This window comes from Dickeya aquatica (genome assembly GCF_900095885.1).
Taxonomy (GTDB): domain Bacteria; phylum Pseudomonadota; class Gammaproteobacteria; order Enterobacterales; family Enterobacteriaceae; genus Dickeya; species Dickeya aquatica.
On sequence record NZ_LT615367.1, the window covers coordinates 1466710 to 1484172 of the forward strand.

1 protein-coding gene (only partly in view) is annotated in these 17463 nt (G+C 62.5%); it reads right to left on the reverse strand.

Annotated elements, in window-relative coordinates; translation table 11 throughout:
* On the reverse strand, positions 1-17463 hold the 3' portion of the coding sequence (locus tag DAQ1742_RS06655) for a non-ribosomal peptide synthase/polyketide synthase (RefSeq protein WP_067487163.1). The gene runs 13134 nt beyond the window's last position; 17463 of the gene's 30597 nt are visible here — the last part of the coding sequence; its start codon lies off the right edge, out of view; it ends in the stop codon at positions 1-3.

Consider the following 17463-nt stretch of genomic DNA (forward strand, 5'->3'; position numbering starts at 1 on the left):
TTATTTCCGCTGTACCCAGTCGGCAATAAACGTCACATGTGGCATTTTCAGCAACCGGACATGGTTACCGGAGCCGCGCTGAAGCTGTATAGCCGGGATAAGCGTCTGCCAGCCGGTCGTCCGGTTGACGTCTGCGTCCTCGGCCAGAATCAGTGACGGCGTGACCTCCGGCAGCGACGTCGGCTGGTATCCGGTGCGCAGGTTGGCGGCAAAAACCCGGAAGATGGCCGTCAAATCCTGCGCCTGGCTACTGGCCGACATCACACCGCGCCCGACCAGGCGCTGATGCAGGCACTCCAGCCGCTGCGGTTGCGTCAATGTCGCCAGCTCAGGCTCCGTCAGTGCCAGTGCTGTACCTTGCATCTCAAACAGCGCGATCAGTCGCATGAATACCTGCAGGTCCGAATACTCTTTCGCCGCCTGAGGCGCTCTGGAGTCCACCAGCGTCAGCGATGCCACCGGCGTGCCCTCCTGCTCCAGCCGTCGCGCCAGCTCCAGTGCACTCCAGCCACCGAACGAATGGCCCAGCAGATGGAGTGGCCCGTTGAGCGACTGCGCCTTCAGCGCCGCCAGATAATACTGGGCGGCAGCTTCGACCGAACTGTGAGGTGTGGTGCCTTCCAGCAAGCCCTGCGGTTGCAGGCCCCATACCTGCCAGTCATCCGGCATGGCGGCAGTCAGCGCCATAAAACTCATGACGTTATCACCGGCACCGGGAATGCAGACCAGCACAGGCCCGGCCGGTCGGCCTGCTTGTAACGTTATCACCGGCGTCTGAGTATGCAGCATGGCTGTCGGCTCTGGCAGCCTGCGGGCCTGAATCGCCCGGGATATCTGCTGACCGACCGTGCCGACATGGGCCTCGGTAAACAGGCTCATATGATCACCGGGCACCGGGGTCACCCGGATCGAGGACGGCGGTAAGATGCGATCCCAGCGCAGGTACGGCTCTGACAGTGCCAGACTTTCACGGGCAGCCAGCAGGTCAACCTGAACCGGCAGTGGCTGTGGCCGGTACTCGGCATTCAGCAGATCCTGACGGTGTTGCAGCCAGCGGCAGAAATACGTCGGCGTCCAGTCAGATGGGATGACACCGAACTGGCAGGCCAGTGCATGGTAATCCTGCCATTGCCGACAGGTTGCCAGCGCCGCGGTTGGCAGCGCTTCACCCCGCAGCGTCAGGACATCCTGAATCAGTGCCTGACTCATCTGCTCCAGCGTGTCTCCGCTATTCGATGAGACCTCGACCGGCGGGAAAGCCCAGGTATCGAGCAGCCCCAGGAATTCAACCGACTGGTTCAACCCGATCAGTTGCGCGGCAATTTCATACGCCAGCGTACCGCCCAGCGACCAGCCCAGCAGGCGATACGGCCCCTGTGGTTGTACCTCGCGGATGATGCTGACATAGCGGGCTGCCGCTCCTTGCAGCGTTGTGAAGCTCGGCAGATGGCGATCCGGCCCCAGCAGGCCGTACACCGGAATATCCGCATCAATGGCTGCCGTCAGTTGCGGGCCGTAAAGCAGCTCGCCAGTTGCCTCTGGCACTATGAACACGGGGCGTTGCGACCCGGATGAACGCAACGCTACCCAGGCCTTGCGTTGTGTTTCAGCCGTTTCGAGCGCGGCTGCCAGTTCAAACAGGCGAGGGGATTCAAACAGGGTGGACAGGGAAAGTGTGAGTCCACGCCTGTGCATTTCACTCACCAGTTTTACCGCCAGTAATGAATGGCCGCCGAGTTCAAAGAAGTGATCCTGACGACCGACGCGCTCAACCCCCAGTAGCGTCTGCCACAGTTCCGCCAGCGTGTGCTCCATGGCACTACGCGGGGCTTCAAAGGTCTGGCGGATAAAGGCACTGTCATCCGGTTGCGGCAGGGCTTTTTGATCAATCTTGCCATTGGCTGTCAGCGGCAGCACGTCAACGCACACATAGACTGCTGGGGTCATGTAGGCGGGCAATTGCCCGGCGATGTGATCACGTAGCGCCTGCACGTCAGCGTCGCCGACATACCACGCCACCAGACGCGGCTCACCGTCCTGACCGGGGCGCGCCAGCACCACGGTATCCGTGACCTGCGCGTGGCGGCGCATTGCCGCTTCAATCTCACCCAGCTCGATACGGAAACCGCGTATTTTGACCTGATGATCGTTACGGCCCAGATAGTCGAGGGTGCCGTCGGCATTCCAGCGCGCCAGATCCCCGGTGCGGTACATCCGCGCACCGGTTTGTGCCGTGAACGGATCGTCGAGGAACCGTTCTGTAGTCAGTTCTGGCCGGTTCAGGTAACCGCGCGCGACACCGGCCCCGGCAACATACAGCTCGCCGATCACCCCGATTGGCACCGGCTGTTGCTGCGCATCCAGCAGGTAGGCGCGTAAATCCGGCAGGCGACGCCCGATCGGGCTGCCTGTGGCGGCGACATCCTCTGGCTGCAACGGCTGCCAGGTGACGTGTACCGTGGTTTCGGTAATGCCGTACATATTGATGAGCTGTGTGCGGTGATTGGCTGCGCGTGAATACCACGGTGCCAGACTCGATGGATTCAGCGCTTCGCCGCCGAAAATCACATAGCGCAACGCGTGGTGCCCGGCATGGTCGGCCTGTGCCGCCATCAACTGCCGGAACGCGCTCGGTGTCTGGTTGAGCACCGTGACGTCTTGCTCACACAGCAACTGATAGAAGGCCTGTGGCGAACGGCTGACCAGATACGGCACCACCACCAGACGACCCCCATTGAGCAGTGCCCCCCAGATTTCCCAGACGGAAAAGTCAAAGGCGTAGGAGTGGAACAGTGTCCAGACATCCCCGGCACCGAAGTGGAACAGCGGTTGCGAGGCGCGCAACAGCCGCACGACATTGTGATGCTCCACCAGCACGCCTTTCGGCAGCCCGGTGGAGCCGGAGGTGTAGATGACATAGGCCAGGTGACGGGGTGTCAGGCCCACTGCCACCGGGTTGAGATTATCCGCAGAGCAGGTGGCCCACGGCTGCGCCGGGTTATCCAGCGCAATCACCGGGCTGTCAGTCGGCACGCTGGCACGCAGGGCGGTTGTGGTGATCAACGCGACCGGCTCACTGTCACGCAGAATATAGTGCAACCGTTCTTCCGGATAGCCCGGGTCGAGCGGGACATAAGCCCCACCGGCTTTTAGCGTCGCCAGCAGCGCCACCACCAGCTCAACACTGCGCTCCAGGGCAATCGCCACCCGGTCATCCGGCCTGACGCCCTGTTTAATCAGCCAGTGCGCCAGCTGATTCGCACGGCGGTTCAGTTCGCTATAGCGCAGTGATTCGTTGTCGAAGACCACGGCAACGGCATCTGGCTGCCGGGCGGCCTGCTGTTCAAACAATTGATGAATGCAGATATCCGCCGGGAAGTGGGTCTCTATCTCATTGAAGTCGTAGAGTACCTGCTGGCGTTCGGCGTCCGGCAACACCGTCAGGGCATGTACCGGTTGCGCCGGTGCCTGCGCCAGTGCGTCGGCCAGCGCCGTCAGGGTGACCCGCATCATTTCGCCGACACGCGCCGCACCGATACCCGCGGCGACCTGAATATCCAGACTGAAACCTGCCGCACCCTGATCGTTCACCGATACGTTGACCGGGTAGTTGGTGCGCTCCTGACTGAACAGCACATTAATGCCTGTCAGTTCTGTCTGTACATCTGTTTGTTCGCTGCCGCCGTTATAGCGGTAGTTGAGCAGGCTGGTGAACAGCGGGCGTTGCGCGCTGACGCCGCTGCATTGCTGGACGTCGGCCAGCGCGGCGTGTTCAAAACGCAGCAGCCCGGCCAGGCCGTCGTGCGTCTGGCGCAGTGCCTGCTCGACACTGACCTGCCCCAGCGACAGGCGTAACGGCAGGGTGTTCAGGAACATCCCCAGCACCCGGTCTGCGCCGTCACCACCGGCCATACGGCCAAACAGCACGGTGCCGAACACGACGTTATCCTGCCCGGTGGTAGCCTGCACCACGCGTCCCCAGGCCAGATGGAACAGGCTGGTGACGCTGATGCCGCGCTGTTGTGACAGTGCCCGCAGCCGTTGCCCCAGGGCGTCTGGCAGTACCAGATGATGTTCGGCGATGTGCTGGCCGTTACCCTGGCTATCCCGCAGCCCGAAGGGCGCGCAGGGTTCATCAATATCCCCGAGCTGTGCCCGGAAATAGTCCTGCTGTGCAGATTGTTGTGCCGATATAGCCGTTTGTTGACGGGCGAGGGCGACAAACTGCCGGAACGGCAGCGGAGCCGGTAACTGGTCGGCACGGCCCAACAGGTGTGCCTGCACCTCTTCGAGCAGCAGCTCCAGCGTGGTGTGGTCCATGCACAAATGGTGGTGCAGCAGGCACAGCAGCCAGCGATTATTGGCCGGGTCGGCGACCTGATAACACTGGATCATCGGTGCCTGCGCGACATTCATCTGCAACTGCGCCGGGGTAAAGCGCTGTTGCAGGGCGTTGGCGACATCGTCGGACTCGATAACCAGCGTTTCCACTGGCATCACAGCCTCGCGCCAGACCACCTGCACGGCTTCGTCCAATCCTTCCCAGACGATGCCGGTACGCAGAATGTCGTGACGCTGAATGACGGCCTGCAAGGCGGCAATAAAATGATCCAGCCCGTCCTTTTCCTCAAAGCTCAGGATGGAACGGGTGATGTAGGCATCCCCCACCGGTTGCAGCAGGTGGTGGAACAGAATGCCGGTCTGCAACGGTGCCAGCGGGTAGATATCCTGCACGTTGCGCACACCCCCCGGCACGGTGGCCACCACCGCATCAATCTGCGTCTGCGTCAGGGTAACCAGCGGCAGCATCTCCGGGGTGATGTGGGTGCTGTCGGCATGGATCCGGTTGGCCGGAATAGTCGCGGTTGTTTCACTGCCCGTCAGCGTGGTCGCCAGTGCGGCCAGCGTCGGTTGCCTGAACAGGTCGCTGACGGAGAGCGTATACCCCGCCCGGCGCAGGCGTTCGATAAGCTTAATCGCCAGCAGCGAATGACCACCGAGTTCGAAGAAATGATCCTGCCGCCCGACGCGCTCAATCCCCAGCAGGTCCTGCCATATCGTGGCAATCGCCTGTTCGGTTGCGGTTTGCGGAGCCTCGTAGTCGGTGTGAACAAAGGCGCTGTCATCCGGGGCGGGTAAGGCGTTGCGATCGACTTTACCGTTTGGTGTGAGCGGCAGTGCGAGCATCTGTACACAGGCTGCCGGTACCATATGGACAGGCAGCCGCTCGGCGAGATGGCGGCGCAGGGCGTGCGCCTCGGCGTCACCGACATACCAGACGATCAGCCGCGGTTGGCCGTTATGATCCGCTCGCGCCAGCACCACGGCTTCGGTGACGTGAGAGCAGCCGAGTGCGCAGGACTCGATTTCACCCGGCTCGATACGAAAACCGCGGATCTTGACCTGACTGTCGTTCCGGCCCAGGTATTCCAGCGTCCCGTCAGTCTGCCAGCGGCCCAGATCGCCGGTGCGGTACATCCGTGCACCCGGCTCGTGAGCAAACGGATCATTCAGAAAACGCTCAGTCGTCAGATCGGGCCGGTTCAGATAGCCGCGCGCGACACCGACACCGCCGATATAAATCTCACCGGTGACACCGACGGGGACCAACTGACCGTGACCGTCCAGCAGATAGATTTTGGTATTTTCAACCGGGTAGCCGATCGGTGGCTGACCGGCATAAGGCTGATGCAGGGCAAAGGTACTGGCCCAGATGGTGGCTTCGGTCGGGCCATAGGCGTTGTAGACTGTCCGGCCAGCACACCAGGGCGCAATCGCTTCACGGCTGATGGCGTCTCCGGCGGTCACCAGCACGGCCAGATCCGGCAGTGCCTGTGCCGGGTTGAGGCTGGAGAGCGCCGCCGGTGGCAGTGTGGCATGGCTGATACGCTGTTGCTGCATAAACTGCGTCAGTGTCTCACCCAGCAGTCGGCCCTGCGGCAGGTACAGCGCTGCCCCAGAGCACAATGCCATCACGATATCGAACAGACTGGCATCGAAACTGAGGGAGCTGAACTGGAGTACACGGCTGTCTGTCCCCACGTTGAACAGACGGATTTGCGCCTGTGACAGATTGCACAGCCCCTGATGCTCGACCTGTACCCCTTTCGGCAGCCCGGTGGAGCCGGAGGTGTAAATCACATAGGCCAGATGACGGGGCGTCAGGCCCACCGCCGCCGGGCGGATGTTGTCGGCCGGGCAGGTGGCCCACGGTTGTACCGGCGTATCCAGCGCAATCACCGGGCAGTCAGCCGTCATCCGGGCGTTCAGCGCGATGGTGGTGATCAACACCACCGGTGCGCTGTCGGCCAGCATGTACTGCAGGCGCTCTGGCGGGTAGGCCGGGTCGAGCGGGACATAGGCCCCACCGGCTTTCAGGGTGGCCAGCAGCGCCACCACCAGGTCGATGCTGCGCTCCAGCGATATTGCCACACGATTGTCCGGTCTGACACCCTGTTCAATCAGCCAGTACGCCAGCTGATTCGCACGGCGGTTCAGCTCGCCATAGCTTATCGACTGACCATCAAAGACCACGGCGATGGCGTCCGGCTGGCGGGCGGCCTGCTGTTCAAATAACTGATGAATGCAACTATCCGCCGGGAAGTCTGCCGCCGTGTCATTAAAGCTGTGTAGCACCTGCTGGCGTTCGGCGTCCGGCAGCACCGTCAGGGCATGCACCGGTTGTGCCGGTGCATGCGCCAGCGCGTCGGCCAGTGCCGTCAGGGTGAGCTGCATCATTTCGCCGACACGCGCCGCACCGATACCCATGGCGACCTGAATATCCAGACTGAAGCCCGCCGCGCCCTGATCGTTCACCGATACGTTGACCGGGTAGTTGGTGCGCTCCTGACTGAACAGCACGTCGATGCCATCCAGCTCTGTCTGTACCGCCGTCTGCTCGCTGCCGCCGTTATAGCGGTAGTTGAGCAGGCTGGTGAACAGCGGGCTCTGAGCGTCAACGCCGCTGTATTGCTGGACATCGGCCAGCGAGGCGTGCTCATGAGCCAGCAGCCCGGCCAGGCCGTTATGCGTCTGGCGCAGCGCCTGTTCGACACTGACCTGCCCCAGCGACAGGCGCAACGGCAGGGTGTTCAGGAACATGCCCAGCACCCGGTCAGCGCCTTCGCCACCGGCCATACGCCCAAACAACACGGTGCCGAACACGACATTGTCCTGCCCGGTAGTGGCCTGCACCACACGGCCCCAGGCCAGATGGAACAGGCTGGTGACGCTGATACCACGCTGCTGTGACAGTGTGCGCAGCCGTTGCCCCAGGGTGTCTGACAGTGGCAGATGGTGTTCGTCGATGTGCTGACCGCTGCCCTGAACATCGAGCAGCCCGAACGGGGCGCAGGGCGCGTCAATATCCCCGAGTTGTGCCCGGAAATAGTCCTGCTGTGCCTGTGCATCCGTTTGTTGACGGGCGAGGGCGACAAACTGCCGGAACGGCAGCGGGGCCGGTAGCTGGTCGGCGCGGCCCAACAGGTGTGCCTGCACCTCTTCAAGCAGCAGCTCCAGCGTGGTGTGGTCCATGCACAGATGGTGATGCAGCAGGCACAGCAGCCAGCGGTTATTGGCCGGGTCAGCGACCTGATAACTCTGGATCATCGGTGCCTGAGTGATGTTCATCTGCAACTGCGCCGGGGTAAAGCGCTGCTGCAGGGCGTCGGCGACATTGTCGGACTCGATAACCAGCGTTTCCACCGGCATCACGGCCTCGCGCCAGACTACCTGCACGGCCTCGTCCAGCCCTTCCCAGACAATCGCCGTTCGCAGAATGTCGTGACGCTGGATTACCGCCTGCAAGGCAGAAATAAACTTATCCAGCCCGGTTTGTTTCTCAAAGCTCAGGATGGAGCGGGTGATATACGCATCCCCCACCGGTTGTAGCAGATGGTGGAACAGAATACCGCTCTGCAACGGCGCCAGCGGGTAGATATCCTGCACATTGCGGGCACCGCCCGGCACGGTCGCTACCACCGCATCGATCTGCGCCTGCGTCAGTTCGACTAGCGGCAGCATAGCCGGAGTGATGTGGGTGCTGTCGGCATGGATCCGGTTGGCCGGTACTGTCATGGCGGTGTCACTGCCCGTCAGCGTAGCTGCCAGTGTGGCCAGCGTCGGCTGTCTGAACAGGTCGCTGACGGAGAGCGTATACCCCGCCTGCCGTAAGCGTTCAATCAGTTTAATCGCCAGCAGGGAATGACCACCGAGTTCGAAGAAATGATCCTGCCGACCGACGCGTTCAATCCCCAGCAGGTCCTGCCATATCGTGGCAATCGCCTGTTCGGTCTCGCCCTGCGGGGCTTCGTAGCTGTGGCGGACAAAGGCACTGTCATCCGGGGCAGGTAGCGCCTTGCGGTCCACCTTGCCGTTTTGTGTCAGCGGGATCTGCGCCAGCCGCACATACGCCGACGGCACCATATGCGCAGGCAGGCGCTGTGTCAGCTGCGATTTCAGTTCGTCCGTCGTGACTTCACTGTCATTGCTGGTGTAATAGGCCACCAGTCGCTGATCGCCGGTTGCGGTGCGCTGTGCCACCACCACCGCCTCGCGTACACCGGTGCAGCCCTGCACTGCCGACTCAACCTCACCGGGCTCAATACGGAAGCCACGGATTTTGACCTGGAAGTCATTACGGCCGAGGTAGTCAATGGTGCCGTCGGCATTCCAGCGACCCAGATCGCCGGTGCGATACATCCGCGCATTCGGCCCGGTTGAGAACGGATCTGTCAGGAAGCGTTCTGCGGTGAGGTCGGGGCGGTTCAGGTAACCACGTGCTACACCGACACCCCCGATATAGATTTCACCGGTCACCCCGACCGGCACCGGCTGGCGGTCAGCGTCCAGCAGGTAAACCCGGCGGTTGGCCATAGGGCGGCCGATATGCGGCCGGGCCATTTGCCCGGTAATACGCGTATGGGTACTGTCCACGGTACATTCGGTCGGGCCGTAGACGTTATGGAATGTGATGCCGTCCAGCGAGGCCAGCACCTGCCACTGCGCGGCACCGATGGCTTCGCCGCCGAGCAGGACCGTACGCAGTGACGGTGGTAACGGCCCGGCGGCCATCAGCAGCGCCAGCTGTGACGGTGTGCAGTCAAAGACCGCCAGCGCCTGCTGCGTCATCCACTCGCGCAGCTGTTCACCGTTCTGGCGTATTGCGTCGGGCACCATCACCAGCGTGCGGCCCGAGGCCAACTGCACCAGTTGCTGCACGGAGGCATCAAAGGACGGTGAGGCATTGAGGCTGACGCGTTGCAGGTCGGCTGACCCGTACACCGCCTGCTCCAGTCCGGCCCACAGGTTGACCACGCTGTCGTGCCCGACCAGCACGCCCTTGGGTTGCCCGGTGGAGCCGGAGGTATAGATGACATAAGCGAGATGATGCGACGTCAGGCCGAGCGTCGCCGGGGCAATATTATCACTCGGGCAGGTGGCCCACGGCTGGGCCGGGTTATCCAGTTCAATCACCGGGCAGTCGGCAGCCATCCGGTTGTTTAGCGCAGCCGTCGTTATCAACACGACGGGCTCACTGTCGGCCAGCATGTACTGCAGACGCGCTGTCGGGTAGCCCGGATCGAGCGGGACATAAGCCCCACCGGCTTTTAGCGTCGCCAGCAGCGCCACCACCAGATCGACGCTGCGCTCTAGCGCAATCGCTACCCGGCTATCCGGCCTGACACCCTGTTCAGTCAGCCAGTGCGCCAGTTGGTTGGCTTGTTCATTCAGTTCGCCATAGCTCAGTGATTCGTTGTCGAAGACCACGGCGACGGCATCCGGCTGGCGTGTGGCCTGCTGTTCAAACAACTCGTGGATGCAGAGATCCGCCGGGAAGTCTGCTGCGGTGTCATTAAAGTCATGCAGCACCTGCCGGCGTTCGGCGTCGGCCAGCAGCGCTATCTGCGCCACCGGCCGGGCGCTGTCGGCCACCATGGCACGCAGCAGGGTCTGCCAGTAGGTCAGGAAACGCCGGATGGTGTGCGCTTCAAACAGCGCCGTGGCGTAGTTCAGCTGGCCGCTCAGGCCGGCGTCGCTCTCGGTGATGTCCAGACTCAGGTCAAACTGGGCGGTGTCGCTGTCCGGTGTCAGCGGCGTCAGCGTCAGTCCGTCCAGCGCCAGCGTGGCGGACGGGGTGTTCTGGACACCGAATGTCACCTGGAAGAGCGGGCTGTGCGCCAGACTGCGGACGGGGGCGACGGCTTCGACAATCTGCTCGAACGGCAGGTCCTGATGGGCCTGCGCGGCAATCACGGTCTCCCTGACCCGGGCCAGCAGGGTGGCGGTATCGACGAGCCCGGACAGGTCGATGCGCAGCGGCTGGGTATTGACGAACATGCCAATCAGCCCTTCCAGCTCGGTGCGGGTACGCCCGGCGACCGGGGTGCCGATAACGATATCGTCCTGCCCGGCGAGGCGGCCCAGCAGGGCGGCCCAGGCCGTCAGCAGCGTCATAAACAGCGTAGTGTTGTGACGACGACTCAGCGCGTGCAGCGCCTCGGTCAGCTCGCGCTCCAGCGTGAACGCGATGGTGGCACCGTCGTAACGCAGTGTTGGCGGGCGCGGGTGGTCGGCGGGCAGTGTCAGGCAGTCCGGTGCACCGCGAAGGTGGCTGACCCAGAACTGTTGCTGATGCTGCAGGATCTCGCCCTGCAGGTGCTGGCGCTGCCAGGCGGCATAGTCGCCATAACGGATGCGCAGGGGCGGCAGCGGGTCGGGCTGACCGGCGTTAAAGGCGGCATACAGCCTACTGAGCTCGCTGATAAACAGGCTGACCGACCAGCCATCGGCAATGAGGTGGTGCAGCGCAATCCGCAGCAGGTGGGTCTGTGCATCCACACAAAGCAGTTGCCCCTGCACCAGCGGGCCGGTGCGCAGGTCAAACACCGGGGTGAATGGCGGCAGGTCGTCGCCGGGTGCCACGGCTATTTGTTCTAACGGGAACGGGCGCAGACCGGCGGGCGCGATGACCTGAACCGCATCGCCCTCTACCGGCTCAACGCGGGTACGCAAGGGCGCATGACGGGCCATGATGCGGTCCAGCGCCCGGGTCAGTGCGGAGGCGTTCAGTGCCCCCTGCAACTGCACCGCGCCCTGGATCACATAGGCAGCGCTGGCCGCCGGGTCGAGCAGGGTCAGGAGCCAGAGGCGCTGCTGGGCCAGTGACAGCGGCGGGGTGACGTCATCGGGCAGCGGTGTGATGGCCGACAGGGTCTGTGGGGCCGCCTCCTGCAGTACCGCGGCCAGTGCCTGCAGCGTCGGGTGGGCAAACAGCTGCGTCAGCGGCAGTTCACGGTTAAGTTCGGAGCGGATATGGGAGACCAGCCGCACCGCCAGCAGGGAATGGCCGCCGAGTTCGAAGAAATGATCCTGCCGACCGACGCGTTCAATGCCGAGCAGGCTCTGCCAGATGGCGGCCAGCGCCTGCTCGGTCTCGCCCTGCGGGGCTTCGTAGGTGGTGCGGACAAAGGCGCTGTCGTCCGGGGCAGGCAACGCCTTGCGGTCCACCTTGCCGTTTTGTGTCAGCGGGATCTGTTCCAGTTGCACATACGCCGAAGGCACCATATGCGCAGGCAGGCGCTGTGTCAGTTGTGATTTCAGTTCGTCCGTCGTGACTTCACTGTCATTGCTGGTGTAATAGGCCACCAGTCGGTGATCACCCGTTGCGCTGTGCTGTGCCACCACCACCGCTTCGCGCACACCGGCGCAGTCCTGCAACACCGATTCGACCTCACCGGGTTCAATACGAAAACCACGGATCTTGACCTGAAAATCATTACGACCCAGATACTCAATGCCACCGTCGGCCAGCCATCGACCCATATCACCGGTGCGATACATCCGCGCATTCGGTTCGGTTGAGAACGGATCTGTCAGGAAGCGTTCGGCGGTGAGCTCGGGGCGGTTCAGGTAACCGCGTGCCACACCGGTGCCACCGATATAGATTTCACCGGCAATACCCAGCGGTACCGGCTGCTGATGCGCATCCAGAATGTAGAGGCGGCTATTGTCTATCGGGTAGCCAATCGGCGGCAGGCGCGGCCAGTCAGCGGCGTTGCCGGAACATTGATACTCCGTCACCACGTGGGTTTCTGCCGGGCCGTATTGGTTGTGCAGGCGGACTGGGCCGGAGCGTTGGCACAAGGCGCGGATTTCACTGCTTATCAGCAGCCGTTCGCCAGCGGTGATGATTTCTTTTACCGGCAATCCCTGCTGCGTTTGTGCGCAGGTCACGGCCAGTGTCTGCAACGCGGCGACCGGTAAAAAGACGCGCTCGATGGCGTGTTTCTCGATAACGTCCAGCAGCCGGTCCATGTGTAAGCGATCTTCACTGGCGATCATCACCAGTTTGCCGCCGCCGGTCAGGGCGCTGAGGATTTCCTGAAACGCGACATCAAAACCGAAGGAGGCAAATTGCAGTGTGGTCATGGCTGCCTGCTCTCTGGCCTGCCAGTGCAGCAGATTGACCAGCGGCGCATGCGGCATCGCCACCCCCTTGGGCTGCCCGGTAGAACCGGAGGTGTAGATGACATAGGCCAGATTATCCGGTGTCAGGCCGATTTCGTTGCGAGACGGGTTGTCGCTGGGGTGTGTTGCCCAGCGTTCGGCATCCCGTGTCAGATGCAGCACTGTTGCTGTACCGGTCAGGTTGTCTAACACCGCCTGTCCGAGCTGATCGACCAGAATAACGCCGGGGGCGCTGTCTTTGAGCATAAATGCCAGACGTGCGGAGGGGTATTCTGGGTCCAGCGGCACACAAGCGGCCCCGGCTTTCAGTGTGGCCAGCACACAGACGATCATCTCCGGGTGGCGCTCAGTACAGATAGCCACCCGATCATTGGCACCGATACCCAGCCCACGCAGATGGTGCGCCAGTTGGTTGGCGCGACGGTTCAGTTCGCCATAGCTTAGCGACTGGTCTGCAAAGACCAGCGCAATCCGTTTCGGATGCTGTGCCGCCTGCTGTTCGATACGTTCATGAACACAGATCCCGGTCGGGTAAGCCGTTTGAGTGCGATTGAACCCCGTTAGCACCTGATGCCGTTCAGCGTCCGGCAGAACGGACAACCGGTACAATGGCTGTTCAGGTGACCGCTCCAGCGCATCGATCAGTTGCGTCAGCACGTGCTGCATCATTTGTCCAATCCGTTCACCGCCCAGGCGGCGATCGGCCTGAACCTTGAGTGAGAAACCGGCGTTAAGCGCATCATCCACGGACAGCGTAAGCGGGTAATTGGTGCGTTCTTCCGCTTTCAGGAGTGTGATGCCGTGCCACGGGTCTTCGGCAACGCTGTCGTTTGCCTGCGTGACATCATGGCGATAGTTCAGCAACGCGCTGAACAGGGGTTGCGATGCGGCAACGCCACTGCATTGCTGCGCCAGAGCCAGCGAGGCGTGTTCATGGGCCAGCAGGTCGGTCAGACGGCGGTGCGTCTGCTCAAGTGCGGCCCGGACAGTGACATCGGCCAGCGTCAGTCGCAGCGGCAGGGTGTTAATAAACAATCCCAGCGCCTGCTCGCTACCGTCTTGCAGGCGACCCAGCAGCACGGTGCCGAAGACCACATCATCACGACCGGACAGCGCACCGATAACGTGGCCCCAGGCCAGATGGAACAGACTGGCGGCACTGATGCCCTCATGTTGCGCCTGCCGACGAATGCGCCCGGCCAGTGTGTCCGGCAGCGGCAGGATGGCTTCATCCATATCGACCAGTTCGGTCAGGCCGCCGGGCAAGGTGGGTTCTTCCACATCCGCCAGTTGCTGGTGGAAAAACGCGTTATCGTCAGTGGTGGCGGCTCTGGCGAGTACCTGTGCGACGTGATGACGGAAAGGGATCGATGCTGGCAGTTGCTCCAGTTCACCGCGCTCGTCCGCGTGTATTTCGCTAAGCAGAATATCTAGCGTGGTGTGATCCAGACACAGGTGATGATGTTGCAGGCATAGCAGCCAGCGGTCATGGGTCTCATCGCTTGCCATCAGCAGGTTGAACAACGGTGCCTGACGCAGATCCAGACGCCCCGGTTTCATGCCGAACAGCTGATCGGCGGCGTCGCCCGCTGCCGGATTCAGGTTCACCGGCGTTGCCGTCAGTTCGGCACGACGTAACACCACCTGTACCGGTTGCGGCAAGCCTTCCCAGCGCACGGCGGTGCGCAGAATATCGTGACGGGCAATCACGCGGTTCAGCGAGGTGATAAACGCTTTCAGTTGCTGTCGTGTGGCAAATGCCAGCAGTGAACTGTTCAGGTAAGGATCATGCGACTCTGTTCGGAGGTAGTGATACAACACGCCTTCCTGTAACGGAGTCAGCGGGTAGATATCCTGAATCTGGCGGACGCCACCGGGAACGCTGGACACAATCCTATCAATGTCCTCTTGAGTCAGTTCAAGTAACGGCAGCATGGCCGGTGTAATGTGCTGACTGTCGGTGGTGATCCGGTTTTCCGGCACCGCTGTCTGTTCAAAACGTCCAATCGTCGTGGCAAGCTCCGCCAGACTAGTGTGTTCAAATACCGCCCGCACCGGGACATTCAGGCCCTGACTCTGCAGTGCGGCAATCAGACGCACCACCAGCAGCGAATGGCCGCCGAGCGCGAAGAAGTGATCCTGCCGCCCGACGCGCTCAATCCCCAGCAGGTCTTGCCAGACCTGAGCGAGTATCTGCTCTGTCTGGCCCTGCGGTGCCTCATAGTCGGAGCGGACAAAGGCATTGTCGTCCGGGGCTGGTAAGGCGTTGCGATCCACCTTGCCGTTGGGTGTCAGCGGGATCTGAGCCAGCATTACATAGGCCGCAGGTATCATATGTGCCGGCAGACGCTGGGCCAACTGCTGCTTCAAACCCTCAACGGTGAGCACCTCATCGGCGACGGTGTAATAGGCCACCAGTTGCTGGTTGGAACGAATCGTCACCACGGCGTCAGCGACACCAGTACACGCCAGCAGTGCGGAAGCGATTTCACCGGGTTCGACTCGCAAGCCGCGGATCTTGACCTGAAAGTCGTTACGGCCCAGATATTCAATGGTCTCGTCAGCCAGCCAGCGGCTTAAATCTCCGGTGCGGTACAGGCGTGCGGTCGGCTCGGTTGAGAACGGATCCGCCAGAAAACGTTCGGCAGTCAGATCGGGACGGTTCAGGTAGCCGCGCGCCACCTGCACACCGCCGATATATAGCTCACCGACAACACCGACTGGCACCGGTTGGCCGCCTGCGTCCAGAATGTATATCCGGTTGTTGGCTTTCGGATAACCGATCCGCATGGTCTTGAGGTCGGCCGGGCAGGCCCAGCCGGTGACATCCACTGCCGCTTCAGTCGGGCCATACAGGTTGTGCAATGCGATGTGTGGCAGACGCTCATAGGTTCGTTGTACGGTGGTTGCAGGCAGGGCTTCACCGCTACAGAAAATCAGACGCAGGCTGGCACATTGCCCCGGCATCAGCACGGCGACAAAACTTTGCAACATCGGTGGAACGAAGTGCATGACGGTGACGCCGGTCTGCTCGATCAGCGTGCACAGATAGTACGGATCCTTGTGGCCCTCCGGCCGTGCCAGTACCAGTGTCGCTCCCACCCATAACGGCGCGAAAAATTCCCAGACCGAGACATCAAAACTGTACGGCGTTTTTTGCAACACCACATCGTCAGACGTCAGGTTGTAATCGTTAATCATCCAGTGCAGCCGGTTGTTAACGCCCCGATGCTCGTTCATCACGCCCTTGGGTTGCCCTGTGGAGCCGGAGGTATAGATGACATAAGCCAGATGATGCGACATCAGGCCGCGTGTTGCCGGGGGGATATTATCAGCAGAGCACGAGGCCCACGGTGGTGTCGGGTTATCCAGTTCAATCACCGGGCAGTCAGTGGAGAGTGTTGAGCGCAGCGCGGCGGTGGTGAGCAACGCTACCGGTGCACTGTCGGCCAGCATGTACTGCAGACGCGCTGTCGGGTAGGCCGGGTCGAGCGGGACATAGGCGCCACCGGCTTTTAGCGTCGCCAGCAGCGCCACCACCAGCTCGACGCTGCGCTCTAGCGCAATCGCCACCCGGTTATCCGGCCTGACACCCTGTTCAATCAGCCAGTGCGCCAGCTGATTCGCACGGCGGTTCAGCTCGCCATAGCTTATCGACTGACCATCAAAGACCACGGCGATGGCATCTGGCTGCCGGGCGGCCTGCTGTTCAAACAACTCGTGGATGCAGCTATCTGCCGGGAAGCGGGTTTCTGTCTCATTGAAGTCGTACAGCACCTGCCGGCGTTCGGTGTCGGCCAGCAGCGCTATCTGCGCCACCGGCCGGGCGCTGTCGGCCACCATGGCACGCAGCAGGGTCTGCCAGTAGGTCAGGAAACGCCGGATGGTGTGGGCTTCAAACAGCGCCGTGGCGTAGTTCAACTGGCCGCTCAGGCCGGTGTTGCTCTCGGTGATGTCCAGACTCAGGTCAAACTGGGCGGTGTCGCTGTCCGGTGTCAGCGGCGTCAGCGTCAGTCCGTCCAGCGCCAGCGTGGCGGACGGGGTGTTCTGGACACCGAACGTCACCTGGAAGAGCGGGCTGTGCGCCAGACTGCGGGCGGGGGCGACGGCTTCGACAATCTGCTCGAACGGCAGGTCCTGATGGGCCTGCGCGGCAATCACGGTCTCCCTGACCCGGGCCAGCAGGGTGGCGGTGTCCACCTGCCCGGACAGGTCGATACGCAGCGGCTGGGTATTGACGAACATGCCAATCAGCCCTTCCAGCTCGGTGCGGGTACGCCCGGCGACCGGGGTGCCGATAACCACCTCGTCCTGCCCGGCGAGGCGGCCCAGCAGGGCGGCCCAGGCCGTCAGCAGGGTCATAAACAGCGTAGTGTTGTGACGACGACTCAGCGCGTACAGCGCCTCGGTCAGCTCACGCTCCAGCGTAAACGCGACGGTGGCACCGTCGTAACGCAGTGTCGGCGGGCGCGGGTGGTCGGCGGGCAGGGTCAGGCAGTCCGGTGCACCGCGAAGGTGGCTGACCCAGAACTGCTGCTGACGCTGCAGGACCTCGCCCTGCAGGTGCTGGCGCTGCCAGGCGGCGTAGTCGCCATAACGGATGCGCAGGGGCGGCAGCGGGTCGGGCTGACCGGCGTTGAAGGCGGCGTACAGCGTACTGAGCTCGCTGATAAACAGGCTGACCGACCAGCCATCGGCAATGAGGTGGTGCAGCGCAATCCGCAGCAGGTGGGTCTGTGCATCCACCCGGAGCAGTTGCCCCTGCACCAGCGGGCCGGTGCGCAGGTCAAACACCGGGGCGAATGGCGGCAGGTCGTCGCCGGGTGCCACGGCTATTTGTTCTAACGGGAACGGTCGCCGACCGGCGGGCGCGATGACCTGAACCGCGTCACCCTCTACCGGCTCAACGCGGGTACGCAGGGGCGCATGACGGGCCATGATGCGGTCCAGCGCCCGGGTCAGTGCGGAGACGTTCAGTGCTCCCTGCAACTGCAC